The sequence below is a fragment of the Pseudomonas sp. DCB_AW genome, assembly GCF_026240895.1.
GTDB classification, from domain to species: Bacteria; Pseudomonadota; Gammaproteobacteria; order Pseudomonadales; family Pseudomonadaceae; genus Aquipseudomonas; species Aquipseudomonas kermanshahensis.
The window spans coordinates 69,577-96,415 of record NZ_JAPFCE010000010.1 but is presented as its reverse complement, the minus strand read 5'-3'; the positions used below and the strand labels follow the sequence as shown (position 1 = coordinate 96,415).

Below are 26,839 nucleotides of genomic sequence, written 5' to 3'. Positions count from 1 at the left end.
AATGCGCGACGTATTCATCTGTGACGCCATCCGCACCCCGATCGGCCGCTTCGGCGGCGCCCTGGCCGGCGTGCGCGCCGATGACCTGGCGGCAGTGCCGCTGAAGGCGCTGATCGAGCGTAACCCTTCGGTGCAGTGGGATCAGGTCGACGAAGTGTTCTTCGGCTGTGCCAACCAGGCCGGTGAAGACAACCGCAACGTGGCGCGCATGGCGCTGCTGCTGGCGGGCCTGCCTGAGAGCATTCCTGGCGTGACCCTGAACCGCCTGTGCGCATCGGGCATGGATGCCATCGGCACGGCGTTCCGCGCGATCGCCAGTGGCGAAATGGAATTGGCCATCGCCGGTGGCGTTGAGTCGATGTCGCGTGCACCCTTCGTGATGGGCAAGGCCGAAAGCGGCTACTCGCGCAACATGAAGCTTGAAGACACTACCATCGGCTGGCGTTTCATCAACCCGCTGATGAAGAGCCAGTACGGCGTCGATTCGATGCCGGAAACCGCTGATAACGTCGCTGACGATTACCAGGTTTCCCGCGCCGACCAGGATGCATTCGCCCTGCGCAGCCAGCAAAAGGCCGCCGCGGCCCATGCAGCCGGCTTCTTCGCCGAAGAGATCGTGCCAGTGCGCATTGCCCACAAGAAGGGCGAAACTATCGTCGAGCGTGATGAACACCTGCGCCCGGAAACCACCCTGGAAGCATTGACCAAGCTCAAGCCGGTCAATGGCCCGGACAAGACCGTCACCGCAGGCAACGCATCGGGTGTCAACGACGGTGCTGCGGCACTGATCCTGGCCTCGGCGGAAGCGGTGAAGAAACACGGCCTGACCCCACGTGCCCGGGTACTGGGCATGGCCAGCGGCGGCGTGGCTCCTCGGGTAATGGGCATTGGCCCGGTGCCTGCGGTGCGCAAGCTGGCCGAGCGCCTGGGTGTGGCGATGAGCGACTTCGACGTGATCGAGCTGAACGAAGCGTTCGCCAGCCAAGGCCTGGCCGTGCTGCGTGAGCTGGGTGTGGCCGATGATGCGCCGCAGGTGAACCCCAATGGTGGCGCGATTGCCCTGGGCCACCCGCTGGGCATGAGTGGCGCGCGCCTGGTGCTGACGGCGTTGCATCAGTTGGAGAAGAGTGGCGGGCGTAAAGGCCTGGCGACCATGTGTGTGGGGGTAGGCCAAGGTTTGGCGTTGGCCATCGAGCGGGTTTGATCAGGCTCGGCCTCTTCGCGGGTAAACCCGCTCCCACAGGGATCCACGCAATCCTCTGTGGGAGCGGGTTTACCCGCGAAGAGGCCGGATCTATGAGACACAAGGCTAATGGCCAGCCGCGCAGCGGAACGAGTGTGTTACTAGGTATGTCTAGACTTACCTAGGACCCTCCAGGAGTAAAACCTCATGACCTCAACCTATTACACCGGCGAAGAACGCAGCAAGCGTATCTTCGCGATCGTCGGTGCCTCTTCAGGCAACCTGGTGGAATGGTTCGACTTCTACGTCTACGCCTTCTGCGCGATCTACTTCGCCCCGGCCTTCTTCCCCTCCGACGACCCCACTGTGCAGTTGCTCAACACCGCCGGTGTGTTCGCAGCGGGCTTCCTGATGCGCCCCATTGGTGGCTGGATCTTTGGCCGCCTGGCCGACCGCCATGGCCGCAAGAATTCCCTGATGATCTCGGTGCTGATGATGTGCGCCGGGTCCTTGATGATTGCCTGCCTGCCGACCTACGGCAGCATTGGTACCTGGGCGCCGGCGCTGCTATTGCTCGCCCGCTTGATCCAAGGCCTGTCGGTAGGTGGCGAGTACGGCACCACGGCGACCTACATGAGTGAAGTGGCATTGCGCGGCCAGCGCGGTTTCTTCGCCTCGTTCCAATACGTGACCCTGATCGGCGGCCAGTTACTGGCGGTGCTGGTGGTGGTCATCCTGCAGCAGTTGCTGACCGAGGACGAACTGCGCGCCTGGGGCTGGCGTATTCCGTTCGTGGTCGGTGCCGTGGCCGCGCTGATCTCGCTGATGCTGCGTCGCTCGCTGCACGAAACCAGCAACGCCGAAACACGCAATGACAAAGACGCCGGCTCGATCAGCGGCTTGTTCCGCAATCACGCCGCGGCGTTCATCACCGTGCTGGGGTACACCGCCGGCGGTTCGCTGATTTTCTACACCTTCACCACCTACATGCAGAAGTACCTGGTCAACACGGCCGGGATGAACGCCAAGAGCGCCAGCTATGTGATGACGGGGGCGCTGTTCCTGTTCATGATCCTGCAGCCGTTCTTCGGCATGCTGTCCGACCGTATCGGCCGGCGTAACTCGATGCTGCTGTTCGGCGCCTTGGGCACGCTGTTCACCGTGCCCCTGTTGATGGCGCTGAAGACCGTGACCAGCCCGTTCCTGGCGTTCGTGCTGATCAGCCTGGCCTTGTGTATCGTCAGTTTCTACACCTCGATCAGCGGCCTGGTAAAAGCGGAGATGTTCCCGCCGCAGGTGCGCGCACTGGGTGTGGGCCTTGCGTATGCGGTGGCCAACGCCATGTTCGGCGGGTCGGCTGAATACGTGGCCTTGGGCCTGAAGACCCTGGGCATGGAAAACACCTTCTACTGGTACGTGACGGCCATGATGGCGGTGGCCTTCTTGTTCAGCCTGCGCCTGCCGAAGCAGGCGGCGTACCTGCACCATGACGATTAAGGACCTGCAATGACGTACCGTGCGGACAACCAGCTGTTCGATGCCTACTTCACCGCGCCGGCCATGCGCGAGATTTTCTCCGACCGTGGCCGCCTGCAGGGCATGCTCGATTTCGAAGCCGCCCTGGCCCGCGCCGAAGCGGCCGCCGGGCTGGTGCCGCACAGTGCGGTGGCGGCCATCGAGGCGGCCTGTAAGGCAGAGCGTTACGACGCTGGCGCCCTGGCCGATGCCATTGCCAGTGCCGGCAACTCGGCGATCCCGTTGGTGAAGGCGCTGGGCAAAGTGATCGCCAGCGGCGTGCCCGAGGCCGAGCGCTACGTGCACCTGGGCGCCACCAGCCAGGACGCCATGGACACCGGGCTGGTACTGCAACTGCGCGATGCCCTCGACCTGATCGAGGCAGACCTTGCTCAACTGGCCGATACCCTGGCGCGCCAGGCCTTGCACCATGCCGACACCCCGATGGTGGGGCGTACCTGGCTGCAACACGCCACGCCGGTCACCTTGGGCATGAAGCTGGCCGGTGTGCTGGGCGCGCTGACCCGTCATCGCCAGCGGCTTCAGGAGCTGCGCCCGCGCCTGCTGTGCCTGCAGTTCGGTGGTGCGTCTGGCAGCCTGGCAGCGTTGGGCAGCAAAGCCATGCCGGTGGCCGAGGGCCTGGCCGAGCAGCTCAAGCTGCACTTGCCCGAGCAACCCTGGCACACCCAGCGCGACCGGCTGGTGGAGTTTGCCTCGGTGCTGGGCCTGATCGCCGGCAGCCTGGGCAAGTTTGGCCGCGATGTCAGCCTGCTGATGCAGACCGAGGCGGGGGAGGTGTTCGAGCCTTCCGCGCCAGGCAAGGGTGGTTCGTCGACCATGCCGCACAAACGCAACCCGGTGGGTGCCGCGGTGCTGATCGGTGCCGCTACCCGCGTGCCAGGCCTGTTGTCGACCTTGTTCGCCGCCATGCCTCAAGAACATGAACGCAGCCTTGGCCTGTGGCATGCCGAGTGGGAAACCCTGCCGGATATCTGCTGCCTGGTTTCCGGCGCCCTGCGCCAGGCCCAGGTGATTGCCGAAGGCATGCAGGTCGATGCCGAACGTATGCGCCGCAACCTCGACCTGACCCAGGGGCTGGTGCTGGCTGAGGCGGTCAGCATTGTCCTGGCCCAGCGCCTGGGCCGTGATCGCGCCCACCATTTGCTCGAACAGTGCTGCCAGCGCGCCGTCGCCGAACAGCGACACCTGCGTGCCGTGCTGGGTGACGAGCCGCAGGTCAGTGCCGAATTGTCGGCAGAAGAACTCGATCGCTTGCTCGACCCTGCCCATTACCTTGGCCAGGCCCGCGTCTGGGTGGCGCGCGCCGTGGCCGAACATCAACGTTTCACTGCCTGAAGGAGACTGCTGTGGCGCATTTGCAACTGGCCGATGGCGTACTGAACTATCAAATCGATGGCCCGGCGGATGCTCCGGTGCTGGTCTTGTCCAACTCCCTCGGCACCGACCTGGGCATGTGGGACACGCAGATCCCCGTGTGGAGCGAGCGCTTCCGTGTGCTGCGCTATGACACCCGCGGCCACGGCGATTCGCTGGTGACCGCCGGCCCGTACAGCATCGAGCAACTGGGCCGCGACGTCGTGGCCTTGCTCGACGCCCTGGACATCAACAAGGCGCACTTCGTCGGCCTGTCGATGGGCGGCCTGATCGGCCAATGGCTGGGCATCAACGCCGGCGAGCGCCTGGCCAGCCTGACCCTGTGCAACACCGCCGCCAAAATTGGCAGCGATGAGGTCTGGAACCCGCGTATCGACACCGTGCTCAAAGGCGGCCAACAGGCCATGGTCGCGCTGCGCGACGCGTCCATCGCCCGCTGGTTCACCCCGGCCTTCGCCCAGGCGCAGCCCGAGCAGGCCCAGCGTATCTGCCAGATGCTCGCGCAGACCCAGCCTGAGGGCTATGCGGCCAACTGCGCTGCGGTACGCGACGCCGACTACCGCGAGCAGGTGCAGCGTATCCAAGTGCCGACGCTGATCGTTGCTGGTACTGAAGACGTGGTGACCACGCCGGAACATGGCCGCTTCATGCAGGCGGCTATCAAGGGTGCCGAGTATGTCGATTTCCCGGCGGCGCACCTGTCCAACGTCGAAATTGGCGAGCGCTTCAGCCGCCGTGTACTCGACTTCCTGCTGGCCCACTGAGGACAACGCCATGGATGAGAAACAACGCTACGACGCGGGCATGCAAGTGCGCCGCGCGGTGCTGGGCGATGCCCACGTGGACCGCAGCCTGGAGAAGCTCAACGACTTCAATGGCGAGTTCCAGGAAATGATCACTCGCCATGCCTGGGGTGATATCTGGACCCGCCCCGGCCTGCCGCGCCATACCCGCAGCCTGATCACCATCGCCATGTTGATTGGCATGAACCGCAACGACGAGCTCAAGCTGCACCTGCGCGCCGCTGCCAACAATGGCGTGACCCGTGACGAGATCAAGGAAGTGCTGATGCAGAGCGCGATCTATTGCGGTATTCCGGCAGCCAATGCCACCTTCCACCTGGCGGAGTCGGTGTGGGATGAGCTGGGGGTTGAGTCGCGCCAGCCGTGACCTTAGCTGTTTTCACTGGCCCTATCGCCGGCTTGCCGTCGATGGGGCCAGTGGCGGCAACTGTTGTCACACCGCCGCGTTTTTCTGCCTGATGGCGACCGGCCCGGCGTTGGCTTCCACGGCCCGCTTCAGCGCCGGGCACAACCCCAGCATGAATGCAGCTTCGGCCACCACGAACAGCGGCCCGATGATCAGCCCGCTGATGTCGTCGACGAACGCCGGCTTGCGGCCCTCGTAGTAGTGGCCGACGAACTGGATGATCCAGCCCAGCACAAATGCCCCCAGCCCACCCCCCAGCCACAGCCCGGTGCTTTGCACCGCCAGTACCTGGCCAACCCACAGGCACAGCCCCAGCAGCAGGCCCATGACCAGCCCGAAGCGCAGGTCCAGGCGCAGGTAGAACCACACCGAGGCGGCGGCCGCCAGCAGGGCAGGTGAGAGCCAGATGCCTGCAATGTCCCAGCCTGGGCGCGACAGCAGGATGGTCACGGCCAGCACGATCAGTGGAATGCCGACGAAATGGGTGGCGATGTTGCGCGGGTCGCGGTGGTAATGGGCGTACTGGCTCAGGTGCTCTTCAAGGTTTTTCATTGTTGTGCCTCCCTGGTTTGCCTGATCGGGTTTACTGCCTGTGCCGGCCTCTTCGCGGGCAACCTATATTGCTCAGGATAGCCTGCAGCCCACCAGCATCATCACTTCAGCGAATGGCAGCACTCCGCAGGGGCGCATCCAGCCCCACCAGCGTCTCGATCATCGCCCGCGCCGCCGGCGACAATCGGTAGCCGCTGCGGCTGACCACGCCGCAGCGCACGCTGAGCACCTCCAGTGCGGGCGGCAGGTTGCGCCAGTGCAGGCGCACCAGGCGGCCGGCCGCCAGGTCTTCGGCAACGGCTTCTTCGCTGGCAGTACCGATTGCATTACTGGCCTGCACGACACTGCGCAGCACCGCCAGGTGCTCGGTCTGCAGGTGCGGGGTGAAGTCGCTGCGCCCGCTCAGGTTGGCCAGGCGCTTGCGCACACCGGGCGCGAGCAGGGCGCTGGCCAGCGGGTAGGTGAACAGGTCGTTGGTCGACAAGCTGTCCTTGGCCAGCAACGGGTGGCCGGGGCGGCAGAAGAACAGGCCGGGGCGTGGCGAAAGCGGCTCGGTATGGAAGTTGGGGTCGGCCTCGAACGGGCGGATGTCGTCGACGAAGAATTCAATCTGCTCACGGCGCAGTGCCTGGCCGAGGCGCTCGGCATTGTCCACCAGCAGCGAGGTACGAATACCCGGGTGGCTGTCGATGAAGTGGCGCAGGGCATCGGGGACCAGGCGAACAGCCAGGGCTGGGCCGCTGCCGAAGTGCAACTCGCCAGCGTCGAGCTTGGTCATCTGCAGCACTTCGTTGCTCAACTGCGCGGCACCTTGCACGAGGCGGCGTGCGTGCTGCAGCACCACCAAGCCTTCGGGGGTGGGTGGCAGTGCCTTGCTGGCGCGGTCTACCAAGGCGCAGCCGAATGTCTGCTCCAGGCCCTGGATGGCACGGCTGAATGCAGGCTGGGTGATGCCCATGGCTTCAGCGGCGCGGACAAAACTGCGGTATTCGTTGAGGGCGATGAAGTAGCGCAGTTGACGGAGGTCCATGTCGCGGCTCTGGGGCGGGGATCAGGGCTCGATTTAAGCTGTTACAGCTTATGTCGTCAACGAAGGTTTGTTTAGGTTGTTATGCGATAAAGTTATTTGTGCGTCAAGTCATCCGGCCTCTTCGCGGGTAAACCCGCTCCCACAGGGACCGCGTGGTTCTTCAAACCGGCGCGGACCTGTGGGAGCGGGTTTACCCGCGAAGAGGCCTGTGAAATTACAGCAGGTTCAACGGGTAGCTCACGATCAAGCGGTTCTCATCGAACGCGTTGGTGCTGAAGTCCCGGCGCATGGTCGAGTTGCGCCACTTCAACGAAAGGTCCTTGAAGCTGCCCGACTGCACCACATAAGCCAGCTCCGTTTCCCGCGCCCACTCCTTGCCGTCGTCAACGCCACCTGCAGTCACGTTGTCACCCTTGATATAGCGGTTCATCAGGGTCAGCCCCGGTACCCCGACAGTGGCGAAGTTGAAGTCATGGCGCACCTGCCAGGAGCGTTCCTTGGCGTTGTCGAAGCTTGAGTTGTAGCTGTCGTTGGCCAAGGTGCCGCCGCTGGTACCGTTGACGCGCATCCAGGCGTCATCGCCGCTGACCTTCTGCAGGCCGACGTAGAAGGTATGGCCCTGGTAGCGAGCCGAGAGCAGCGCCGAGGCGGTGCGGTTGTCCAGGTCGCCGGCGCGCTCGGCACCGTCTTCCTTGCCGGTGAAGTAACCGAGGTTGGCGCCCAGGGTCCAGTCGCCCAGTGGCTGGCTGTGGACCAGGTTGAGGTACTGCTGGCGGTAGATGTCCTTGAGCTGGGCATCCCACAGGGCAATCGTCGTGCGCTTGTCGTTGAAGGTGTACTCACCGCCGCCGAAATTGAAGCGGTCGGATGTGAAAGCACCGCGGCCATTGAGCGACATGTCTTCCATGCTGGCGTCGTTGCGCGGGCTGTTGGCGCGGAACTGGCCGGCGTACAGGGTCAGGCCGTCGATTTCCTTGGAGGTCAGCTGGCCGCCGCGGAAGGTTTGTGGCAGCGAGCGACCATCGTCGGAGCGCAGGATCGGCAGCACCGGCATCCATTCGCCGACCTTCAATTCGGTCTGCGAGAGCTTGGCTTTCAAGGCCACGCCCAGGCGGCCGAAATCATCGGCGGGGCGGCCATCGTCGTGCACCGGCAGCAGGTGCGTGTTGGTGGTGCCTTTACCGCCATCGAGCTTGACCGAGTACAGGCCCAGTACGTCCATGCCGAAACCGACGGTGCCTTGGGTAAAACCGGAGCGGGCGTCGAGGATGAAGCTTTGGGTCCACTCTTCGGCCTTGGCCTGCGGGTGAGCCGGGTCGACGAAATTGCGGTTGATGTAGAAGTTGCGCAGGTTGAGGGTGGCCTTGCCGTCCTCGATGAAACCACCGTCGGCGGCGAACACGGGGAGGGTGCAGGACATGGCCAACAGGCCTGGCAGCAGCTGGCGTGCGGGGTACGAAATGCTCATCTGTCGTGGATCTCTTGTTTTTATTGGCGAGCCGTTGCACTGCAGGATGCGGCCTGCAAGCACGGGTCTTTTGATGAACGTGGGCAACGTTGCGTGAGCGGATGGTGCGGGGTAGGGAAGGGGCGAGGCAATTCGTCGCAGACGGTATGGGGCGATAATCGAACGGAATGTTCCAGTTGGTTAATTGTTTTTATGCACCGGCCTCTTTGCGGGCAAGCCCGCTCCCACAGGACTGTGTCGAGCCAAAGGGCAGTTAAGTACCTGTAGGAGCGGGCTTGCCCGCGAAGAGGCCGGCGCCGACAACCGAAAACAAAAAGCCCACCGCGAAGGTGGGCTTGATGCTGCTACCGGATCATTCAGCCTTTCGGTGTTTCCACCGAAGCTTGCTGATTGGCCTGACCGGTTTTCTCGTACCAGCCACCGCCGAGCGCCTTGTACAGGTTGACCTCGCTGGTCAGCTGCGACAGGCGATCACCGATCAATGCCTGCTGGGCGCTGAACAGGTTGCGTTGGGCGTCGAGGAAGGTCAGGTTGCTGTCGATACCGATACGGTAGCGACGCTCCGCCAGGCGGTAGTAATCCTGGTTGGCCTGCACCAGGTCACGTTGTGCCTGCAACTGCTCTTCGAAGGTCTTGCGCGCCGCCAGGCCATCGGAGACTTCCTGGAAGGCGGTCTGGATGGTCTTTTCGTACTTGGCGACGTTGATGTCCTTCTGGATCTTCGAGTAGTCCAGGCTCGCCTTCAGGCTGCCGGCGTTGAAGATCGGCAGGTTGATCTGCGGCTGGAACAGCCAGGCGCCCGACCCCCCCTTGAACAGGCCGCCCATGTCCGGGCTCAGGGTACCGGCATTGGCGGTCAGGCTGATGCTCGGGAAGAACGCTGCGCGGGCCGCGCCGATGTTGGCGTTGGCGGCCTTGAGCAGGTGCTCGGCTTCCTGGATGTCCGGGCGACGCTGGAGGATGTCCGACGGCAGGCCGGCCGGTACTTCGGCCAACTGGTCGGCATTGAGCTCCAGTGGCGCAGGCAGGTCGGCCGGTACGCCGGTACCCAGCAGCACGGTCAGGCTGTTGAGGTCCTGTGCAACCAGGCGCTGGTACTGCGAGTACTTGACCCGCGCGCCTTCCACGGCGGTGCGTGCCTGGCTGAGGTCGAGGGCAGAGGCCACCCCGACTTCATTGCTGCGACGGGTCAGGTTGTAGCTTTCCTGGTAGGTCTTCAGCGTTTCTTCGGTCAGCTTGAACAGCGCCTGATCCGCCTGCCAGGTGTAGTAGGCGTTGGCCACGCTGGCCACCAGGGCGATCTGCGTGGAGCGCCGCGCCTGCTCGCTGGACAGGTAGGTTTCCAGGGCCTGCTCGCTCAGGCTGCGCACCCGGCCGAACAGGTCCAGCTCATAGGCGCTGACGCCGAGCGTGGCCGAGTACTGGCTGGTGATGTCGGCTTGGCCAGTTTGCGACATGTCTGCCGGTACCCGCTGGCGGCTGCCGCTGCCGGTGGCCGAAACCGCCGGGAACAGGTCGGCCCGCTGGATGCGGTACTGCGCACGGTAGGCGTCGATGTTCAACGCCGCGACACGCAGGTCGCGGTTGTTGACCAGCGAGGTCTGGATCAGCTGCTGCAGGGCCGGGTCGTGGAAGAACTGGCGCCAGCCCTGTTCGGCGGCGGCAACGTCTGCCGCTTCGGTCGGCGAGTACGCAGGGCCTTGCGGCCACTGCGCTGCCACCGGCGCTTCCGGGGTCTGGTAGTCAGGGATCAGCGAGCAGCCGCCAAGAATCAAAGCGGTTACCGCCAGGGACAACAAAGACTTGGTCATTGCCCAGCCTCATAACGTGGAGTTTCAGGGGTGACGTCTTTTTCCGGCTGTTTGCTGCCGAACAGCGACGACACTGCGACGAAGAATAGCGGTACCCAGAAGATTGCCAGTACGGTGGCGCTGATCATGCCGCCGATCACGCCGGTGCCGATGGCGTGCTGGCTGCCGGCGCCCGCGCCGCTGGCGATGGTCAACGGTACCACGCCAAGGATGAACGCCAGCGAGGTCATGATGATCGGGCGCAGACGCATGCGGCACGCCTCGATCGCGGCGTCGTACAGGCTGCGGCCCTGCTCGTGCAGTTCTTTGGCGAACTCGACGATCAGGATCGCGTTCTTCGCCGCCAGGCCGATGGTGGTCAACAGGCCGACCAGGAAGTACACGTCGTTGGACAACCCGCGCAGGCTAGTGGCGATCAGTGCACCGATGATCCCCAGCGGTACGACCAGCACGACGGCGATCGGGATCGACCAGCTTTCGTACAGCGCTGCCAGGCACAGGAACACGAACAGGACCGAGAGGGCGAACAGTGCCGGCATCTGCGAGCCGGAGAGTTTTTCCTCGTAGGACATGCCGGTCCAGGAGAAGCCGATACCGCTTGGCAGTTCGCCAGCGATACGCTCAACCTCGGCCATGGCCTCACCGGTACTGTAGCCAGGCGCTGGCGCACCGAGAATTTCCATCGCCTCGACGCCGTTGTAGCGGGACAGCTTCGGCGAACCGTAGGTCCATTCACCTTTGGCGAAGGAGGAGAACGGCACCATCTCGCCCTTGCCGTTGCGCACGTACCACTTCTGCAGGTCTTCCGGGCTCATCCGGGCGTTCGGTTCGCCTTGGATGTACACCTTCTTGACCCGGCCACGGTCGATGAAGTCGTTGACGTAGCTGGCACCCAGGGCAATCGACAGAGTGTTGTTGATGTCGGCAATGGTCACGCCCAAGGCGCTGGCACGTTCGTCATCGATGGTCAGCTGGTACTGCGGCTCATCGTTCAGGCCGTTCGGGCGCACGGCGCTGAGCACCTTGCTCTGCGCGGCTTTTGCCAGGAACTGGTTGCGTGCTTCCATGAGTTTGGCATGGCCGACACCGCCGCGGTCCTGAAGGAACACGTCGAAGCCGGTGGCGTTACCCAGCTCGAGTACGGCAGGCGGGGCGAAGGCGAATACCATCGCATCGCGGAAGGTGAAGAAGTGCTGCTGGGCACGCTGGGCCAGGGCGAACACGCTGTTCTCCGCTGAGCGCTCGCCCCATGGTTTGAGCATGATGAATGCCATACCGGAGCTCTGGCCGCGACCGGCGAAGTTGAAGCCGTTGACGGTGAACACCGACGACACGGTATCGGCTTCGTCCTTGAGCAGGTACTCACGCATCTGGTCGACCACCGCCTGGGTGCGCTCGGCACTGGAGCCTGCCGGGGTCTGCACCTGGGCAAACAGTACGCCTTGGTCTTCTTCAGGCAGGAACGCCGTCGGGATGCGGGCGAACAGCCAGATCATGCCAACCACGATCAGCGCGTAGGCCAGCAGGAACGGCACCTTGTTGCGCAGGATGGTACCGACGCTGCGCTCGTAGCCGTTTACGCTGCGGTCGAAGTTACGGTTGAACCAGCCGAAGAACCCACCTTTGGCCACATGGTGCTCGCCCTTTTTCAGCGGCTTGAGCATGGTGGCGCACAGTGCCGGGGTGAAGATCAGCGCCACCAGCACCGAAAGGCCCATGGCCGAGACGATGGTGATGGAGAACTGCCGATAGATCACACCGGTGGAGCCACCGAAGAAGGCCATTGGCAGCAGTACCGCCGACAGCACCAGGGCGATACCCACCAGGGCACCCTGGATCTGCTCCATGGAGCGCTTGGTCGCCTCCTTGGGTGGCAACCCCTCTTCGGACATCACCCGCTCGACGTTTTCCACCACGACGATGGCGTCGTCCACCAGCAAGCCGATGGCCAGGACCATGGCGAACATGGTCAGGGTGTTGATGCTGAAGCCCGCGGCGGCAAGGATGCCGAAGGTACCCAGCAACACCACCGGTACGGTCATGGTGGTGATGATGGTGGCGCGGAAGTTCTGCAGGAACAGGTACATCACCAGGAACACCAGGACCACGGCTTCGATCAGGGTGTGGATTACCCCGCTGATCGATTCGGTGACCACCGGTGTGGTGTCATACGGGAACACGGCCTTCACGCCAGGCGGGAAGAACGGCTCGAGGTCGCTGATGGTCTGGCGCAGGGCCTTGGCGGTGTCCAGGGCGTTGGCACCGGTGGCCAGTTTGACCGCCAGGCCCGACGCCGGCTTGCCGTTGAACTGGGCGCTGACGGCGTAGTTCTCGCCACCCAGGCCTACTTCGGCGACATCGCCCAGGCGTACTTGGGAACCGTCGCTGTTGACCTTGAGCAGAATCTTCTCGAACTGCTCGGCGGTTTGCAGGCGGGTCTTGCCGATGATGGTGGCGTTAAGCTGGGTACCCGGCAAGGCCGGCAGGCCGCCGAGTTGGCCGGAGGACACCTGCACGTTCTGCGCGGCGACTGCGGTCTTGACGTCGACTGGGGTCAGCTGGAACTTGTTCAGCTTGGCCGGATCGAGCCAGATACGCATGGCGTACTGCGCACCGAACACCTGGAAGTCACCCACACCGGCCGTCCGCGAGACCGGGTCCTGCATGTTCGAGACGATGTAGTTGGCCAAGTCGTCCTTGGTCATGCTGCCATCTTCGGACACCAGGCCGATCACCAGCAGGAAGTTTTTAACTGCCTTGGTGACGCGGATACCTTGTTGCTGCACTTCTTGCGGCAACAGCGGCGTGGCCAGGTTCAGCTTGTTCTGAACCTGAACCTGCGCGGTGTCGGCGTTGGTGCCTTGCTCGAAGGTGGCGGTGATGGTCATGCTGCCGTCGGAGTTACTTTCCGAAGACACATAACGCAGGTTGTCGATACCGTTGAGCTGCTGCTCGATGACCTGCACCACGGTGTCCTGCACCGTCTGCGCCGAGGCGCCCGGGTAGGTCACGGCGATGGCGATGGCCGGTGGCGCGATGCTCGGGTACTGGTTGATCGGCAACTTCAGGATCGACAGTGCCCCGACCAGCATGATCACCAAGGCGATCACCCAGGCGAAGATCGGGCGATCGATAAAGAACTTCGACATGGTTTACTCCGCTTTGGCGTCTGCTTTCGCCGCGTTGGCCTGATCAGGGCTGGCCGGCTTGTTGACGTTGGTGGCTTCGCTGACCTTGACCTCGACGCCTGGGCGCACGTATTGCAGGCCTTCGGTGATCAGGCGGTCGCCTGGGTTCAAGCCTTCCTCGATCAGCCAGTCGCTGCCCAGGGTGCGGCTGGCCTTGAGCTGGCGCAGTTCGACCTTGTTTTCCTGGTTGACCACCAGTGCGGTCGGCGCGCCTTTGAGGTCGCGGGTCACGCCCTGCTGTGGGGCCAGGATGGCGTTGGCGTTGACCCCGGCGCGCAGGCGGGCATGCACGAACATGCCAGGCAGCAGGGTGTGGTCGGGGTTCGGGAAGATCGCGCGCAGGGTCACCGAGCCGGTGGTCTCGTCGACCGCGACTTCGGAGAATTCCAGGCGGCCCTGCTGCTTGAACAGGCTGCCGTCTTCGAGCACCAGTTGCACCGAGGCGGCGTTGTCACCGGCCTTTTGCAGCTGGCCGCTTTCCAGGTCACGGCGCAGCTTGAGCAGCTCGGCGGTGGACTGGGTGACGTCGACGTAGACCGGGTCGAGTTGCTGGATGGTCGCCATGGCGTTGGTCTGGCCATTGCTCACCAGTGCACCTTCGGTGAACGTGGAACGGCCGATGCGGCCGCTGATCGGTGCCAGGACCTTGGTGTAGCGCAGGTCGATCTGGGCGCTCTTCAGTGCTGCCTCGGCCTGCAATCGTTTGGCATTGGCGTCGTCGTATTCCTGTTTGGAGACGGCTTGTTCATCGATCAGCTGCTTGTAACGCTCGGCCAGCGAGCGGGTCGCCTGCAGGTTGGCCTGGGCATTGGCCAGGTTGGCTTCATAGACGGCAGGGTCGATCTGGTAGAGCTGCTGGCCTTCCTTGACGTCGCTGCCTTCTTTGAAGAGGCGCTTGAGGATGATGCCATTGACCTGTGGGCGCACTTCGGCGACGCGATAGGACGTGGTACGCCCCGGCAATTCCGAGGTCAGGGTGAAGGCTTGTGGTTGGAGGGTCACGACGCCGACCTGAGGAGCCTGCGCGGCAGGCGCTGCTTCTTCTTTCTTGCAGCCACTGAGCAGTGTTGCCAGGGCGACGGCGGAAACCAGAGCGGTAACGGCTGGCTTGAATTGCATGAGGATCCTCGGGGCGCTGGAGCAGGAGACGCTCAAGAGTAATGGAAGAGTCTGGTCAGAAAAATGCTATCGGGTGGATAAATAGCTTGCTAAGGAATATACTTACATTCATGGTTGTTTGTAAATACCGCTGGGTAGTACTTGGCTACTGCCGCAGCCCTTGATTAGCCCATCCGGGAGACGCCCTGCAGAGGCGACCCCGGCGGTTTCCCCGTGTGCGCCGCGCGCTCGGGCCCAGATGAGGTTGTACTGCCATGGTCCGTAGAACCAAAGAAGAAGCCCAGGAAACCCGCGCCCAGATTATCGAGGCGGCGGAAAAGGCCTTCTACAAGCGCGGGGTTGCGCGAACCACCTTGGCTGACATCGCCGAATTGGCGGGCGTGACCCGAGGTGCGATCTACTGGCACTTCAATAACAAAGCTGAACTGGTGCAGGCGTTGCTCGACAGCCTGCACGAAACCCATGACCACCTTGCGCGTGCGAGCGAAAGCGAGGATGAACTGGACCCGCTTGGTTGCATGCGCAAGCTGCTGTTGCAGGTGTTCAACGAGCTGGTGCTCGATGCCCGAACCCGGCGTATCAATGAGATTCTGCATCACAAGTGCGAGTTCACCGATGACATGTGTGAAATTCGCCAGCAGCGCCAGAGCACGGTGCTGGATTGCCATAAGGGCATTGCCCTGGCGCTTGCCAATGCAGTGCGCCGGGGCCAGTTGCCTACCGAGCTGGATGCCGAGCGCGCGGCGGTGGCCATGTTTGCCTATGTCGATGGCCTGATCGGGCGCTGGTTATTGCTGCCAGACAGTTTCGATCTGCTGCGTGACGTCGAAAAATGGGTCGACACTGGGCTGGATATGCTGCGCTTGAGCCCGGCTCTGCGCAAATGACTCTTTGTTAAGGATTGTGAGGGAGTGTTTCCTCATTGTATTAACGGGGCATTAAGGTGCTTCACGTAATGGTGGGAGTGCGTGGCTGCCAGGCGCTTGTCTCGGATTTTGAGGGGGGGCGCAAATCGAGCGCCGCCCGCGCGGCGCTTCGCAGCACAAGGCTGCTCCTACATCTGTTTCGGGCCAGTATCGCCTGTGCCAGCGCGCGCGACCGCCTTGTTTGTTCCGCACGATATCGAGGTGGACGCCAAAAGGCCGCGCGCCTCTGTTTCAGGATTGATTGGCCCGAAACAGATGTAGGAGCAGCCTTGTGCTGCGAAGCGCCGCGCGGGCGGCGCTCGATCTCAAGTGCGCAGAAGATCCAGCGACAAGCGGCCCCAGCAGGCTCAACGCCCACGCAATTGCCGGTCCGGCAACGCCAACGCCACCACCAGCCCCAGCAGGGCGATCACGCCACTGCCCATCAGCAAATGCCTGAACGTCTCCAGCAATCGCGCTTGGGTCTGCGGGTCTGCCTCGCCAGCCTTCAGGCTCCCCAGCAATGGATTGCCCAGCAACTCGTACCCACCTTGGTGCAGCAACGCCAGCAGCAGGCTGGACATGCACGCCACACCCATGGCGCCGCCGAGTGAGCGGAACAGGTTGGTGGTACTGGTAGCCACGCCGATGTCCTTGATGTCCACGGCGCTCTGCGTGCCCACCAGCGAAGTCGGAAACTGCAGCCCGCAGGCAATGCCGGTCAGCAGCATGAATACGGCACTGAGCAGGGCCGACTGCGGCGGTGTGATCGCCATGGCGAAGATGGCCACCGGCATCAACAGTGCACCGGCGAGAATTTGCGGCTTGTAGCGCCCAGTGAGGCTGGTCATGCGGCCCCCGGTAAAGGCGCCCATCGGCAGGCCCATTGCCAGTGGCAGCAGGTGCAATGCCGCGCTGTCGGCGCCCGCCCCGGTGATGCCTTGGTAGCGCAAGGGCATCAGCATGGTCAGGGAAATCGACTGGAAACTGGCGAAAAAGATCACGCCCCAGCACAGCACCGCGACGCGGTTGCCGAACAGGCCGAGGGGCAGCAGGGGCTCCTGGCAGCGCCGCTCGTGGGCAATGAACAGCATCAGGCCAAGCACCGCGCAGGCGAACAGCGCCAGCACCGGCGGCGCTGTCCAGGCGTGCCCTTGGCCGACCAGGGTAATGCCCAGCAGCAGGCTGCCCAGGCCAAGAATCAGTAGCACCGCGCCCAGGTAGTCCACCTGGGCCTCGCGCCGCTTCACCGGCATGTCGCCGAGCGCCCGGTGGATCGCCCACAACGCGACCAGCCCCAGCGGCAGGTTGATCCAGAACACCCAGCGCCACGACAGGTACTCGGTCAGCCAGCCACCGAGCACCGGCCCGGCGACGCTGGCCACGGCGTACATACTGCTGAAGTAGCCCTGGTAACGCCCGCGTTCGCGGGGCGGCACGAAGTCACCGATGATCGCCTGGCTGACCGACACCATGCCGCCCGCGCCAACCCCTTGCAGCACGCGCGCCAGCACCAGTTGCTGCATGTCCTGGGCCAGGGCGCAGGCAATCGACGCCAGGGTGAACAGCGAGATGCCGGTCAGGATCATCCGCCGCCGGCCGTACAGGTCGCCCAGCTTGCCGTAGATCGGCACCGCCACGGTCATCGCCACCATGTAGCCAGAGATCACCCAGGCGAGCAGGCCGACATCGTTGAACTGGGCCGAGATGGCCGGCAACGAGACGGCGACGATGGTCTGGTCCAGCGCACCGAGGAAGATGGCCAGCATCAGGGCGGTGAGCACGTTGCGCAGCACGGTCGGGGGCAGGGCGGCAGTCACGGGGTTACCTTGGCAATGGGCTTGAGGCCGATGAATTGTAACCTGACTTAGGTAGCTTCCTATGTACTATCTGCATCCCCTATGCAAGATCGGCATTGGCGCATTCATCCAGTGAGGCATGGCTGCGTGATATCGTGGCTAGACCGCAGGGGCTGTAATCCGTGGCCTGCACCAGCTTGGTGCAGCTATTTGCCGCAGGGTTTTCGTGCCGCTGTATCCCACACCTTTTATTCCTCTGCCTGCATGTCGAGCATGACCGCCCAGATGGCGACGGTTGGAACAGGTCAGGTAGACCCGATTCAGGGGTCGGTAGCAACCGTTCAATTTCACGTTATTGCGGAGTGATCATGCCCAGGGCTTCCCACCAAGATTTGCGTTTTGCCTTCCGCGAGCTGCTCGCTTCAGGTTCCTGCTACCACACAGCGTCGGTGTTCGACCCGATGTCGGCGCGCATTGCCGCCGACCTGGGCTTTGAAGTCGGCATTCTTGGCGGTTCGGTGGCTTCGCTGCAGGTACTGGCTGCGCCGGATTTTGCCCTGATCACCTTGAGCGAGTTCGTCGAGCAGGCCACGCGCATTGGCCGTGTGGCGCAACTGCCGGTGCTCGCCGATGCCGACCACGGCTACGGTAACGCGCTGAATGTCATGCGCACGGTCATCGAACTGGAGCGTGCCGGTGTGGCGGCGCTGACCATCGAAGATACCCTGCTGCCGGCCCAGTTTGGGCGCAAGTCCACCGACTTGATTCCGGTTGAGGAAGGCGTCGGCAAGATTCGCGCTGCCCTTGAAGCACGGGTCGATTCGTCGCTGTCGATCATCGCCCGCACCAACGCCGGTGTACTGACCACCGAAGAAATCATCGTGCGTACCCAGAGCTACCAGAAGGCCGGGGCCGACGGTATCTGCATGGTGGGGGTGAAGGATTTCGAGCAGCTCGAGCAGATCGCCGAGCACTTGACTGTGCCCTTGATGCTGGTGACCTACGCCAACCCCAACCTGCGCGATGACGAGCGCCTGGCGCGCCTGGGCGTACGCATCGTGGTCGATGGCCACGCCGCGTACTTCGCCGCCATAAAGGCCACTTACGACTGCCTGCGCCTGCAGCGCGGCCAGCAGAACAAGTCTGAGAACCTCAGCGCCACCGAACTCTCGCACACCTACACCCAACCCGAGGATTACATCCGCTGGGCCAAGGAGTACATGAGCGTCGAGGAGTGACCGGCAGGGCGCCGTCAGCTCAACGCACGGCGCTCAAAGTGGCGCTTTGTGGCACGCAGTGTTCGTGCTGACAATGGGCGGCCGAGCTGGGTTGGTTGCGCAGCAGCTCAACCCGCCAGCAGGCCGACCCGTACAGCCCGGCGATGGCAAACAGCGCCATGACCAGCGCGAACCTTCTTGTTTTGATGCCCATGGTGCTCACCTCCTGTTACAACGCCAGGTGATACCTCTAAGCGTAGGCCAATCCCCGGCGCTGTGGGGTTACACCAGGTCCTGATCCCATTCCGGCTCGTCCTTGAACCGCTGCGCGAGAAAATCCAGCATGCTGCGCAAGGTCGCCGGCATGTGCTTGCGCGAGGTATAGACCGCATTCAGGTTGAGTTCGCGTGGCCGTGCTTCGGGCAGCAGGCGCACCAGTTCGCCCGTGCGCAGGGCGGCGGCAGCCTGGTAGGTCGGCAACATGGCGATGCCGGCACCGGCCAGTGCCGCCTTTTGCAGGGTCATCGCCTCATTCGCACTGATGTTGCCCTCGACCGGGACGGCAACGGCTTGGCCCTGCACCTCGAAATGCCAGAGGTGATGGCCGAAGTAGGCATGGGTCAGGCAGTTGTGCCCGCTCAATTCCTCGAACCGCTGCGGCGTGCCGTGCTCACGCAGGTAGGCCGGTGCCGCGCACACCACCGAACGGCACACGGTCAGACGCCGGGCGATCAGGTTCGGGTCCAGGTCGTTGCTGGTGCGGATGGCCAGGTCGATGCGCTCGTCCACCAGGTTGACCGTGCGATCGAGCATCTGCAGCTCGACCTTCACCCCGGGGTAGCGCCGTACATACGCGGCCACGGCATCCACCAGTTGAGCCTGCCCGAATGACGTACTGACGCTGATGCGCAGCGCGCCGCGAGGGGCGTCGTCCGGTTGGCGCACGGCCACTTGCAGGTCACCGGCGAGTTCCAGCAGTTGGCGGCAGCGTGGCAGTGTTTCCTGGCCGGCGGCGGTCAGGCTCAACTTGCGCGTGGTGCGCTGCATCAGCCGCGCACCGACCCAATCCTCCAGTTCCGCCAGGTAGCGTGAAACCACCGGCCTGGACAGTTGCAGGTGGTCCGCTGCCGCCGATTGGCTGCCCAGGTCGATGACGGTGACAAAAACGCGCATCGCGTTGAGACGGTCCATGATTTGCCCGATTTTAGAAACAAACTATGTTGGAGCATCGCATTTTTTGGCATGGATCGGGCAACTAAGCTGTTGATCATTCTTCTTCAAGACGGACCATTGCGATGTCGTTATTCACTCCCTTGCGTGGCCTGATGCTGGCCTGTGTTGCGCTGACCGGCCAGGCGCTGGCGGCCGAACCTTTGCAGCTGGACGTCTACAACCCCGGCCACGAGGCGATTTTTCCGGTCAGCTCGGTGATTGTCAGTGGCGAAAAGGACGCCGTGCTGGTCGATGCCCAGTTCGGCAAGGCCCAGGCCGAACAGGTGGTCGAGCGCCTGCGTGCCGGAGGCAAGCGGCTTACAACCATCTACATCAGCCATGGCGACCCGGACTACTACTTCGGCCTCGACACACTGACCCAAGCTTTCCCACAGGCCAAGGTCGTCGCCTCTGCGGCTACCGTCGCGCATATTCGCCAGACCATGGACGCGAAGCTGGCCTACTGGGGCCCGCAAATGGGCGCGGACAAACCGGCCCGCCTGGTCGTGCCTGCGGTGCTCGAAGGCCATCGCCTGACCCTGGAGGGCCAGGCGCTCGACGTGGTCGGCCTGGACGGCCCGCAGCCCGATCGCAGCTTTGTCTGGATTCCGTCGATCAAGGCGGTAGTCGGTGGGGTGGTGGTATCGGAACACATCCATGTGTGGATGGCCGATACCCAGTCGGCCAAGTCGCATACCGACTGGCTGGGCACGCTCGAGCGGATCGAGCAGCTGGCACCGCGCACCGTGGTCCCCGGCCATTACCTCGGCCAAAGCAGCCGTTCGCTCGCCGCCGTGCGCTTCACGGCGGGCTACATTCAGGCATTCGATGCCGAAACCGCCAAGGCAAAAGACGCCGCTGCGTTGGTGGCTGCGATGAAAAAACGCTACCCGGACCTGGCCGACGAGAGCTCGCTGGAGCTCGGCGCCAAGGTCGCCAAGGGTGAGATGAAGTGGTAATTCCGTTCAACTGATGGAGTGTTTCCCATGAGCAAGATCGCAATCATTGGCGCCACCGGCCGTGCCGGCAGCCAGTTGCTGGAAGAAGCCCTGCGCCGTGGCCACAGTGTGGTGGCCATTGCCCGCGACCCGTCGCAGCTGCAGGGACGTGAGGGGGTGACCGTCAAGGCACTCGATGCCAAGGACAGCGCAGCGCTGCAAGCGGCTGTCGCCGGTGTGGACGCGGTGTTGAGCGCTGCGCATTTCTCGACGATCGAAGCGCACGCCATCATCGAGCCGGTCAAGCGTGCCGGGGTCAAGCGCCTGCTGGTGGTGGGCGGGGCGGGTAGCCTGCTGTTGCCTTCGGGGCACCGGGTGATCGACAGCCCGGACTTCCCCGAGGCCTACAAGGCCGAAGCGAGCGCGGGTGTGCGTTTTCTTGAGGTACTGCGCCAAGAGCCGAACCTGGACTGGACCTTCCTGTCGCCGTCGGCGGAGTTTGTCGAAGGCGAGCGCAGCGGGCACTACACGCTAGGCAAGGATCATCTGCTGATCGGTGCCGATGGCAAGAGCTGGATCACCTTTGCCGACTACGCGATTGCCATGCTTGATGAGCTGGAGAAACCCACGCATTCGCGGGCGCGGTTCACCGTCGGTTATTGAGCCACTGCCTGCAGCCAGTCCAGCAACTCGACCAGCCCGGCTGGCTGTTGCCTGGCCTGGCTGACCAGGTAATAGCCTTTTCCGGTCGTCACCTTCAGGGCAAACGGCATGCACAGCCGCTTGCTGCGCAGGTCATCGCCGATCAGCGACCAATCGCCGATGGCCACTCCGGTGCCCTGGGATGCCATGGCCATCGCCATGTCCAGTGTTTCGAAGTGCTGCTTTGGCCCCTGTACATCGAACGTGGCACCGGCCGCCTGCAGCCATAAACGCCAGTCATGCTCGTCACGCGAGGGGTGCAGGAGCATGTGGCGCATCAAGTCGTCGATGTTGGCCAACGGCAACGGGCCTTGCAGCAGCGAAGGCGCGCACACTGGCGTCAGTTGCTCGTCGAACAGCTTGCGCACCTGCAAGCCCTGGTTCGGCGCGCTGCCATACACCACCGCCGCATCAAAGCCTTCGCGGGCAAAATCCACCCCATGCTGCACGGTGGTGGTCAGCTCTACTGGCACATCCGGGCGCAGCGCCTGCCATTCCATCAGGCGCGGCAGCAGCCAGCGCATCACGCAGGTTGGCGCCTTGAGTTGCAATGTGGCGCTATGCCCGCCGACTTCCCGCACGCCTTGTTCGATCAGGGCAAATACCTGTTGCACCCTGGGCAGCCAGTCCTGGCCTTCACGGGTCAGGCTCAGGCCACGGGCCTGGCGCTGGAACAGGGCGTAACCGAGGTGCGCTTCAAGCGCGGCGATCTGCCGGCTCACGGCACCTTGGGTGATGTGCAACTGCTGCCCCGCTCGGGTGAAATTGCAGTGCTGGGCAGTCACCAGAAAGGTGTGCAGGGCGGGCAGGGGAGGAAGGCGTTTCATTGCACTGAGCCATGATTTGAAGACATGGCTAGTATGTGTTTTTTTGCATTGTGGCGATAGCGCTGCCTTGGGTCCAATAAGCGCAGATTTCAACAAGACTCAAGGTAAACACACATGGCAACCTGCGGCGAAGTACTGGTCAAACTCCTTGAAGGCTATGGTGTGGACCATGTCTTCGGCATTCCAGGCGTGCATACCGTTGAGCTCTATCGCGGCTTGGCAACGTCCTCCATTCGTCATATCACCCCGCGCCACGAGCAAGGTGCCGGCTTCATGGCCGACGGCTACGCACGCACGCGCGGCAAACCCGGTGTGTGCTTCATCATCACCGGCCCAGGGATGACCAATATCACCACCGCCATGGGCCAGGCCTATGCCGATTCGATCCCGATGCTGGTGATTTCCAGCGTGCAATCGCGCGATCAGCTGGGCGGCGGCCGCGGCAAGCTGCACGAACTGCCCAACCAATCTGCCCTGGTGTCGGGTGTGGCAGCCTTCTCCCAAACCCTGATGAGCGCAGACGACCTGCCCCAGGTACTGGCCCGGGCTTTCGCCGTGTTCGACGGTGCTCGACCGCGCCCGGTGCATATCGAGATTCCGCTGGATGTACTGGTCGAGCCGGCCGATCACCTGTTGCCGGCCCGCCCGGTCCGCAGCAGCCGGGCAGGTGCCGCGCCGCAGGCCGTGGCGCAGATGGCCGAGCGCCTGGCCCAGGCGAAGCGCCCGTTGATCCTGGCCGGCGGCGGTGCATTGAACGCTGGCGCTTCGCTGGCACGCTTGGCAGAGCAGCTTCAGGCACCGGTGGCATTGACCATCAACGCCAAGGGCTTGCTGGCTTCCAATCATCCTTTGCAAATCGGTTCGACTCAATCGCTGCCGGCTACCCGTGCGCTGGTGGCCGAAGCGGATGTGGTATTGGCAATCGGTACCGAGCTGGCCGAAACCGACTATGACGTGACCTTCAAGGGCGGCTTCGAGATCCCGGGCAGCTTGCTGCGGATCGACATCGACCCGGACCAGACGGTGCGCAACTATCTGCCTGAGCTGGCGCTGGTCGCCGACGCCGACCTGGCCGCCGAAGCACTGTGCGTTGCCTTGCAACAGCAGCCGCTGCCGGCGCGTGAAAGTACCTGGGGGCCAGCACGCGTCACGCAGCTGCGCCAATCGCTGGCGGACGGCTGGGACCAGCCGACCCTGAGCCAGACCCGCCTGCTGACCAGTATCCTCCAGACACTGCCCAACGCCATTCTGGTCGGAGATTCGACCCAGCCGGTGTACTCCGGCAACCTCACGCTGGACATGGATGAGCCTCGCCGCTGGTTCAATGCCTCGACCGGCTACGGCACCTTGGGCTATGCACTGCCGGCGGCGATGGGCGCCTGGCTGGGCAGCGCCGCGCAGATCGCCGAGCGCGCGCCGTCGGTTTGCCTGATTGGCGATGGTGGCATGCAGTTCACCCTGCCGGAGCTGGCCAGTGCAGTCGAGGCGCAGGTGCCGCTGATCGTGCTGCTGTGGAACAACCAGGGTTACGAAGAAATCAAGAAGTACATGGTCAACCGCGCCATCGAGCCGGTCGGGGTGGATATCCATACCCCTGACTTCATCGGCGTGGCCCGGGCGTTGGGCGCTGACGCGGAGCATGTGAGTGATGTCGCGCAGTTGCAGGCGGCACTGGGGCGTGCGGTGGAGCGCAAAGGGCCGACGTTGATTCAGGTTGATCAGAATCAGTGGCAGGCGGCCGTTGCAGGTTAACTGAAACGGCCGGTAACCCTTACCCCGCTGTGGCGCGCAACCGCGCCACATCGCGGATCGGTGGTGCGCCATACAGCCGGCTGTACTCGCGGCTGAATTGCGAAGGGCTTTCATACCCCACGCGATAGCCCGCCACCGCTGCCTCAAGCCCGTCATTGAGCATCAGCCGCCGGGCCTCCTGCAGGCGCAATTGCTTCTGGTACTGCAGCGGGCTCATCGACGTCACGGCCTTGAACCGATGGTGCAAGGTCGAGGTGCTGAGGTTGACCTCACGGGCCAGGTCCTCGATGCGCAACGGCTGCTGGAAGTTCTGGTTGAGCCAGGTGATGGCCTGGCATACCCGATGGGTCTGGCTGTTGGCCAAGGCGATTTCATACAGCCGATAACCCTGCGGCCCACGCAGCAGGCGGTAAAGGATTTCGCGGCGGATCAGCGGCGCCAGCATGGCAATGTCCCGCGGAGAATCCAGCAGGCGGATCAGGCGCAGCAGCGCATCCAGCAATGCGGCATCGGTCTTCTCCACATACAATCCACGGCCGGAAGGCAGGCTGGGCACCAACATCGGCCCGCTTTCGGCAATCAGCTGGCTGATCTCCGCCGGGTCCAGGTCCAGCCGCAGGCCCAGGCTTGGGTTTTCCGGGCTGGCATCAAGCTTCACGCCGCTCAGTGGCAAGGTCACCGACACCACCATGTAGTGCAGTGGGTCGTAGACGTACTGTTCGTCACCCAGGAACAGGCTCTTGCTGCCATGGGCAAGGACGCACAAGGCCGGCTGCGCCAAGGTGGGCACCGAGCGGACACTCTCCCGATAGCTGACCAGGTACAGGTCGTCGATGGCCGACGCGCTGCCGGGTGGGTCGCCGGCATGCCGGCGGATCAGCTCGGCCAGCTCCTGGCGTTGCACTTCCAGGGTCGGTTCGATGGACGTGGGGGTGGTCATGGTGGCTTCCTCTACTGACTGACGCAGCATAGGTTTGGGCAATGGCGGGCGCTAGTCGAAAGCTGCACGGCGATTGCCTGATCCTGCCGCGGTGCAGGATCAGGCAATCGCCCGGCAGTAATAGCCTAACGCGTCGCGCGGGCCAGCCTCTAACCTTGGCAGCCTGGTTTTTCGTCCGCCTGCTCAAGGAGATCGTGCAATGACCCTACGACAACCGGTCACCCACTTGGCTTTCATCCGTGCCAGCAGCGGTCGTTCGGCGGAGCTGGGCGCGCGCCTGCGCGATCTGCTCGAACCCTCGTTGCGCACACCGGGGTGCCTGAGCTTCACGGTCCAGCGCTCGCAGGCCGACGCCGACCTTTGGCTGCTCAGCGGCAGTTGGCGTGATCAGCAGGCGATGAGCGGCTACTTCGCTTCGCCGACCCTGGAGGTATTCGGTGAGCTGGTGCAGGCGCAAGTGGTCAGCAGCCTGGACCTGCATACCTTCGATTGATTGCTGATGGGCACAGGTTAAAATGTCGCCCTTCGATCAACTACCCAGAGCGCAGCATGGCACGTAGAGAATTCCCGCAGTTCGAAGCCGTTTCGGCGATGGTCCCGGTGGAAGGTGGTGGCTACAACGCCGCCATCGCGGTGAAGGGGCTGGGCATGGGCGGGGCGCCGCGCTTTCACAAGGTACTGGACGGCCAGGTGTTCATGGGCGCCGTGGCGGCCGATGAGGCCGCCTGCGCCGAGCTGGAACGCCTGCAGGGCGTCACTGAAGAGGGCGAGCTGATCTGGTGATCAGTTGCCCACTTGCGGCCTGGCCATCTTGAACAGATTGCCCAGTTCGAAATAGTCCGCCGGGCCGCCGCCACGCAGGATCGGTTCGGCGGCGGCGGTGTCGTAGATACCGTTTTTCAGCAGGTGCTCGGCAATGTGCACCGCCACCACTTCGCCGAGGATCAGCCAGCTGGGCACCGACTCCTGGTCTGCCCGTTTCAGCTGGACGATCTGGCTCACCTTGCACTCGAACGCCACCGGGGTTTCGCCCACCCGTGGCACCTTGACGACGCGCGACGGCGCTGCTGTCAAACCGCTGAGTTCGAACTCATTGACGTCTGCCGCTACCGCCGCGCAGCTCTGGTTCATCGCCTCGGCCAACGGCCGGGTCGCCAGGTTCCAGACGAACTCGCCGGTCTGCTCGATGTTGTTCAGGCTGTCTTTGCGCCCGACGCTGCAGAAACCGATGATCGGTGGGATGTAGTTGAAGGCGTTGAAGAAGCTGTAGGGCGCCAGGTTCAGGCGGCCTTCGCGGTCGTGGGACGAGATCCAGCCGATTGGGCGGGGGCCGACGATGGCGTTGAAGGGGTCGTGGGGCAGGCCGTGGCCTTTGGCGGGTTCGTAGTAATACATCGGTGCTGGGCTTGCTGGCCCTACCTCTTGGGGGACGAGGCGCTAGTGTGCCAAGCCTTTGCCCGGCTGGAAATGATCAAGCCCGGCCGAAGCCGGGCTGGTTGCACGCATCAGGGGTTAGCTGATGCGGTGGGCGTTGGTGCGGTCGAAGCCGTCTTCGGCAAAACGTTGGCCGCCGGTGCGGTCGAAGCCATCTTCTGCAAAACGTTGAGCGCCAGTGCGGTCGTAGCCGTCTTCGGCGAAGCGCTGTGCACCGGTGCGGTCGTAACCATCTTCAGCGAAGCGTTGGCCGCCTGTGCGGTCGAAACCGTCTTCAGCGTACGCGGCGGATTGGCTCTGTACCGCTGCGAAGGTGTGGGCGCTGGTGCGGTCGAAGCCATCTTCAGCGAAGGCGCCAGTGGCGATTACCGAGAGGGCCAGGGTGAGGATCAGTTTGTTTTTCATGGTCGTTGCTCCAGGGGTGCGAGAGGTTGTTTGTTTCTATGGGTTTAATCCTAAGCCGATAAAATTGATAAAAAAGCGCAAAAAATAGCGTCTAGTTATCGATTATATCGATGTGTATGCCCGCGTCAGCGATGAGCCCTCCAGTGGGCTGAGGGGAACGTTGCAGGGTATGGATCAGCGTTTCGCCAGCCATTGCAGGATGACGACGTCGAATTAATGCGGCGTTAAGGACGAAAAT

At 63.4% G+C, this 26,839-nt stretch carries 25 protein-coding genes; 12 read left to right on the top strand and 13 right to left on the bottom strand.

Annotation, left to right across the window (positions count from 1 at the left end):
* Window position 1: 1 nt before the first annotated feature.
* From pcaF to pcaC, 5 genes are all read left to right on the top strand, one after another.
* A complete protein-coding gene (gene pcaF / locus OO306_RS09145; RefSeq protein WP_265968436.1) occupies window positions 2-1,204 on the top strand; it encodes a 3-oxoadipyl-CoA thiolase in 1,203 nt (400 codons plus the stop codon).
* 186 nt (window positions 1,205-1,390) lie between these two features.
* The gene (locus OO306_RS09140) at window positions 1,391-2,680 is read left to right on the top strand and encodes an MFS family transporter (RefSeq protein ID WP_027594089.1); all 1,290 of its coding nucleotides are present in this window, start codon (window positions 1,391-1,393) and stop codon (window positions 2,678-2,680) included.
* Window positions 2,681-2,689: 9 nt separating this feature from the next.
* Window positions 2,690-4,054 carry a 3-carboxy-cis,cis-muconate cycloisomerase gene (locus tag OO306_RS09135; RefSeq protein ID WP_027594090.1) on the top strand — a complete coding sequence of 455 codons (1,365 nt, stop codon included), beginning with the start codon at window positions 2,690-2,692 and terminating at the stop codon, window positions 4,052-4,054.
* Between the two features lie 11 nt (window positions 4,055-4,065).
* On the top strand, window positions 4,066-4,857 hold the full coding sequence (pcaD, locus tag OO306_RS09130; protein ID WP_265968434.1) for a 3-oxoadipate enol-lactonase: 792 nt from the start codon (window positions 4,066-4,068) through the stop codon (window positions 4,855-4,857).
* A 10-nt stretch (window positions 4,858-4,867) separates the two neighbouring features.
* Window positions 4,868-5,263, top strand: a complete 396-nt coding sequence (gene pcaC, locus OO306_RS09125; RefSeq protein WP_008097270.1) for a 4-carboxymuconolactone decarboxylase — start codon at window positions 4,868-4,870, stop codon at window positions 5,261-5,263.
* A 66-nt stretch (window positions 5,264-5,329) separates the two neighbouring features.
* On the opposite strand, the gene OO306_RS09120 is transcribed toward pcaC, so the two are convergent.
* The 6 genes from OO306_RS09120 to ttgA form a co-directional block, all read right to left on the bottom strand.
* Window positions 5,330-5,854 carry a DUF962 domain-containing protein gene (locus OO306_RS09120; RefSeq protein ID WP_265968432.1) on the bottom strand — a complete coding sequence of 175 codons (525 nt, stop codon included), beginning with the start codon at window positions 5,852-5,854 and terminating at the stop codon, window positions 5,330-5,332.
* A 106-nt stretch (window positions 5,855-5,960) separates the two neighbouring features.
* Complete coding sequence (locus OO306_RS09115) at window positions 5,961-6,884, bottom strand: LysR family transcriptional regulator (protein ID WP_099455199.1); 924 nt, start codon at window positions 6,882-6,884, stop codon at window positions 5,961-5,963.
* Between the two features lie 214 nt (window positions 6,885-7,098).
* On the bottom strand, window positions 7,099-8,352 hold the full coding sequence (locus OO306_RS09110; RefSeq protein WP_027594095.1) for an OprD family porin: 1,254 nt from the start codon (window positions 8,350-8,352) through the stop codon (window positions 7,099-7,101).
* Window positions 8,353-8,708: 356 nt separating this feature from the next.
* Complete coding sequence (locus OO306_RS09105; RefSeq protein ID WP_265968431.1) at window positions 8,709-10,163, bottom strand: AdeC/AdeK/OprM family multidrug efflux complex outer membrane factor; 1,455 nt, start codon at window positions 10,161-10,163, stop codon at window positions 8,709-8,711.
* Window positions 10,160-13,312 (bottom strand): multidrug efflux RND transporter permease subunit TtgB, encoded by a 3,153-nt coding sequence (gene ttgB, locus OO306_RS09100; protein ID WP_265968430.1) that lies wholly within the window; start codon window positions 13,310-13,312, stop codon window positions 10,160-10,162. The genes OO306_RS09105 and ttgB overlap by 4 nt, the downstream gene beginning before the upstream one ends.
* 3 nt (window positions 13,313-13,315) lie before the next feature.
* Entirely contained in the window at window positions 13,316-14,470 is a 1,155-nt protein-coding gene (gene ttgA, locus OO306_RS09095) for a toluene efflux RND transporter periplasmic adaptor subunit TtgA (RefSeq protein ID WP_027594098.1), read from the bottom strand.
* A 254-nt stretch (window positions 14,471-14,724) separates the two neighbouring features.
* Here ttgA and ttgR point away from each other — a divergent pair, with 254 nt between their 5' ends.
* A complete protein-coding gene (gene ttgR, locus OO306_RS09090; RefSeq protein ID WP_265968428.1) occupies window positions 14,725-15,357 on the top strand; it encodes an efflux transport transcriptional regulator TtgR in 633 nt (210 codons plus the stop codon).
* A gap of 386 nt (window positions 15,358-15,743) precedes the next feature.
* Here the strand turns inward: ttgR and OO306_RS09085 are convergent, their stop codons facing one another.
* On the bottom strand, window positions 15,744-17,195 hold the full coding sequence (locus OO306_RS09085) for an MDR family MFS transporter (protein ID WP_265968426.1): 1,452 nt from the start codon (window positions 17,193-17,195) through the stop codon (window positions 15,744-15,746).
* A 347-nt stretch (window positions 17,196-17,542) separates the two neighbouring features.
* On the opposite strand from OO306_RS09085, the gene OO306_RS09080 reads away from it, so the two are divergent.
* Window positions 17,543-18,412 (top strand): oxaloacetate decarboxylase, encoded by an 870-nt coding sequence (locus tag OO306_RS09080; protein ID WP_027594101.1) that lies wholly within the window; start codon window positions 17,543-17,545, stop codon window positions 18,410-18,412.
* Between the two features lie 19 nt (window positions 18,413-18,431).
* Here the strand turns inward: OO306_RS09080 and OO306_RS09075 are convergent, their stop codons facing one another.
* Together OO306_RS09075 and OO306_RS09070 are read right to left on the bottom strand one after the other, a co-directional pair.
* Window positions 18,432-18,605, bottom strand: coding sequence for a hypothetical protein (locus OO306_RS09075; RefSeq protein ID WP_172960383.1), 174 nt, complete (start codon window positions 18,603-18,605; stop codon window positions 18,432-18,434).
* A 68-nt stretch (window positions 18,606-18,673) separates the two neighbouring features.
* Entirely contained in the window at window positions 18,674-19,582 is a 909-nt protein-coding gene (locus OO306_RS09070; protein ID WP_265968424.1) for a LysR family transcriptional regulator, read from the bottom strand.
* 104 nt (window positions 19,583-19,686) lie between these two features.
* Here OO306_RS09070 and OO306_RS09065 point away from each other — a divergent pair, with 104 nt between their 5' ends.
* A complete protein-coding gene (locus OO306_RS09065; RefSeq protein ID WP_265968422.1) occupies window positions 19,687-20,562 on the top strand; it encodes an MBL fold metallo-hydrolase in 876 nt (291 codons plus the stop codon).
* A gap of 27 nt (window positions 20,563-20,589) precedes the next feature.
* Window positions 20,590-21,204 (top strand): NAD(P)-dependent oxidoreductase, encoded by a 615-nt coding sequence (locus tag OO306_RS09060; protein ID WP_265968420.1) that lies wholly within the window; start codon window positions 20,590-20,592, stop codon window positions 21,202-21,204.
* Here the strand turns inward: OO306_RS09060 and OO306_RS09055 are convergent.
* On the bottom strand, window positions 21,198-22,070 hold the full coding sequence (locus OO306_RS09055) for a LysR substrate-binding domain-containing protein (RefSeq protein WP_099430317.1): 873 nt from the start codon (window positions 22,068-22,070) through the stop codon (window positions 21,198-21,200). The two genes, OO306_RS09060 and OO306_RS09055, sit on opposite strands and share 7 nt — an antisense overlap.
* Window positions 22,071-22,184: 114 nt before the next feature.
* Between OO306_RS09055 and OO306_RS09050 the strand changes: the two genes are divergently transcribed.
* On the top strand, window positions 22,185-23,822 hold the full coding sequence (locus tag OO306_RS09050) for a 5-guanidino-2-oxopentanoate decarboxylase (RefSeq protein WP_099430316.1): 1,638 nt from the start codon (window positions 22,185-22,187) through the stop codon (window positions 23,820-23,822).
* Window positions 23,823-23,841: 19 nt separating this feature from the next.
* Here OO306_RS09050 and OO306_RS09045 read toward each other — a convergent pair whose 3' ends face one another.
* Entirely contained in the window at window positions 23,842-24,762 is a 921-nt protein-coding gene (locus OO306_RS09045; RefSeq protein ID WP_027594107.1) for an AraC family transcriptional regulator, read from the bottom strand.
* A 199-nt stretch (window positions 24,763-24,961) separates the two neighbouring features.
* Between OO306_RS09045 and OO306_RS09040 the strand changes: the two genes are divergently transcribed.
* Both OO306_RS09040 and OO306_RS09035 read left to right on the top strand, forming a co-directional pair.
* Window positions 24,962-25,255, top strand: coding sequence for a putative quinol monooxygenase (locus OO306_RS09040; RefSeq protein ID WP_027594108.1), 294 nt, complete (start codon window positions 24,962-24,964; stop codon window positions 25,253-25,255).
* 56 nt (window positions 25,256-25,311) lie between these two features.
* The gene (locus OO306_RS09035; RefSeq protein ID WP_265968419.1) at window positions 25,312-25,545 is read left to right on the top strand and encodes a hypothetical protein; all 234 of its coding nucleotides are present in this window, start codon (window positions 25,312-25,314) and stop codon (window positions 25,543-25,545) included.
* Here OO306_RS09035 and OO306_RS09030 read toward each other — a convergent pair whose 3' ends face one another.
* Window positions 25,546-26,157, bottom strand: a complete 612-nt coding sequence (locus tag OO306_RS09030; RefSeq protein WP_027594110.1) for a flavin reductase family protein — start codon at window positions 26,155-26,157, stop codon at window positions 25,546-25,548. It abuts the gene before it with no gap.
* A gap of 117 nt (window positions 26,158-26,274) precedes the next feature.
* On the bottom strand, window positions 26,275-26,601 hold the full coding sequence (locus OO306_RS09025) for a hypothetical protein (protein WP_099455190.1): 327 nt from the start codon (window positions 26,599-26,601) through the stop codon (window positions 26,275-26,277).
* Window positions 26,602-26,839: the final 238 nt, after the last annotated feature.

Bases quoted from the DNA above. Each gene is read 5' to 3' on its own strand.
- pcaF (WP_265968436.1), top strand. From the start codon at position 2: ATGCGCGACGTATTCATCTGTGACGCCATCCGCACCCCGATCGGCCGC.
- OO306_RS09140 (WP_027594089.1), top strand. From the start codon at position 1,391: ATGACCTCAACCTATTACACCGGCGAAGAACGCAGCAAGCGTATCTTC.
- OO306_RS09135 (WP_027594090.1), top strand. From the start codon at position 2,690: ATGACGTACCGTGCGGACAACCAGCTGTTCGATGCCTACTTCACCGCG.
- pcaC (WP_008097270.1), top strand. From the start codon at position 4,868: ATGGATGAGAAACAACGCTACGACGCGGGCATGCAAGTGCGCCGCGCG.
- OO306_RS09120 (WP_265968432.1), bottom strand. From the start codon at position 5,854: ATGAAAAACCTTGAAGAGCACCTGAGCCAGTACGCCCATTACCACCGC.
- OO306_RS09115 (WP_099455199.1), bottom strand. From the start codon at position 6,884: ATGGACCTCCGTCAACTGCGCTACTTCATCGCCCTCAACGAATACCGC.
- OO306_RS09110 (WP_027594095.1), bottom strand. From the start codon at position 8,352: ATGAGCATTTCGTACCCCGCACGCCAGCTGCTGCCAGGCCTGTTGGCC.
- OO306_RS09105 (WP_265968431.1), bottom strand. From the start codon at position 10,163: ATGACCAAGTCTTTGTTGTCCCTGGCGGTAACCGCTTTGATTCTTGGC.
- ttgB (WP_265968430.1), bottom strand. From the start codon at position 13,312: ATGTCGAAGTTCTTTATCGATCGCCCGATCTTCGCCTGGGTGATCGCC.
- ttgA (WP_027594098.1), bottom strand. From the start codon at position 14,470: ATGCAATTCAAGCCAGCCGTTACCGCTCTGGTTTCCGCCGTCGCCCTG.
- ttgR (WP_265968428.1), top strand. From the start codon at position 14,725: ATGGTCCGTAGAACCAAAGAAGAAGCCCAGGAAACCCGCGCCCAGATT.
- OO306_RS09080 (WP_027594101.1), top strand. From the start codon at position 17,543: ATGCCCAGGGCTTCCCACCAAGATTTGCGTTTTGCCTTCCGCGAGCTG.
- OO306_RS09075 (WP_172960383.1), bottom strand. From the start codon at position 18,605: ATGGGCATCAAAACAAGAAGGTTCGCGCTGGTCATGGCGCTGTTTGCC.
- OO306_RS09070 (WP_265968424.1), bottom strand. From the start codon at position 19,582: ATGGACCGTCTCAACGCGATGCGCGTTTTTGTCACCGTCATCGACCTG.
- OO306_RS09065 (WP_265968422.1), top strand. From the start codon at position 19,687: ATGTCGTTATTCACTCCCTTGCGTGGCCTGATGCTGGCCTGTGTTGCG.
- OO306_RS09060 (WP_265968420.1), top strand. From the start codon at position 20,590: ATGAGCAAGATCGCAATCATTGGCGCCACCGGCCGTGCCGGCAGCCAG.
- OO306_RS09055 (WP_099430317.1), bottom strand. From the start codon at position 22,070: ATGAAACGCCTTCCTCCCCTGCCCGCCCTGCACACCTTTCTGGTGACT.
- OO306_RS09050 (WP_099430316.1), top strand. From the start codon at position 22,185: ATGGCAACCTGCGGCGAAGTACTGGTCAAACTCCTTGAAGGCTATGGT.
- OO306_RS09045 (WP_027594107.1), bottom strand. From the start codon at position 24,762: ATGACCACCCCCACGTCCATCGAACCGACCCTGGAAGTGCAACGCCAG.
- OO306_RS09040 (WP_027594108.1), top strand. From the start codon at position 24,962: ATGACCCTACGACAACCGGTCACCCACTTGGCTTTCATCCGTGCCAGC.
- OO306_RS09035 (WP_265968419.1), top strand. From the start codon at position 25,312: ATGGCACGTAGAGAATTCCCGCAGTTCGAAGCCGTTTCGGCGATGGTC.
- OO306_RS09030 (WP_027594110.1), bottom strand. From the start codon at position 26,157: ATGTATTACTACGAACCCGCCAAAGGCCACGGCCTGCCCCACGACCCC.
- OO306_RS09025 (WP_099455190.1), bottom strand. From the start codon at position 26,601: ATGAAAAACAAACTGATCCTCACCCTGGCCCTCTCGGTAATCGCCACT.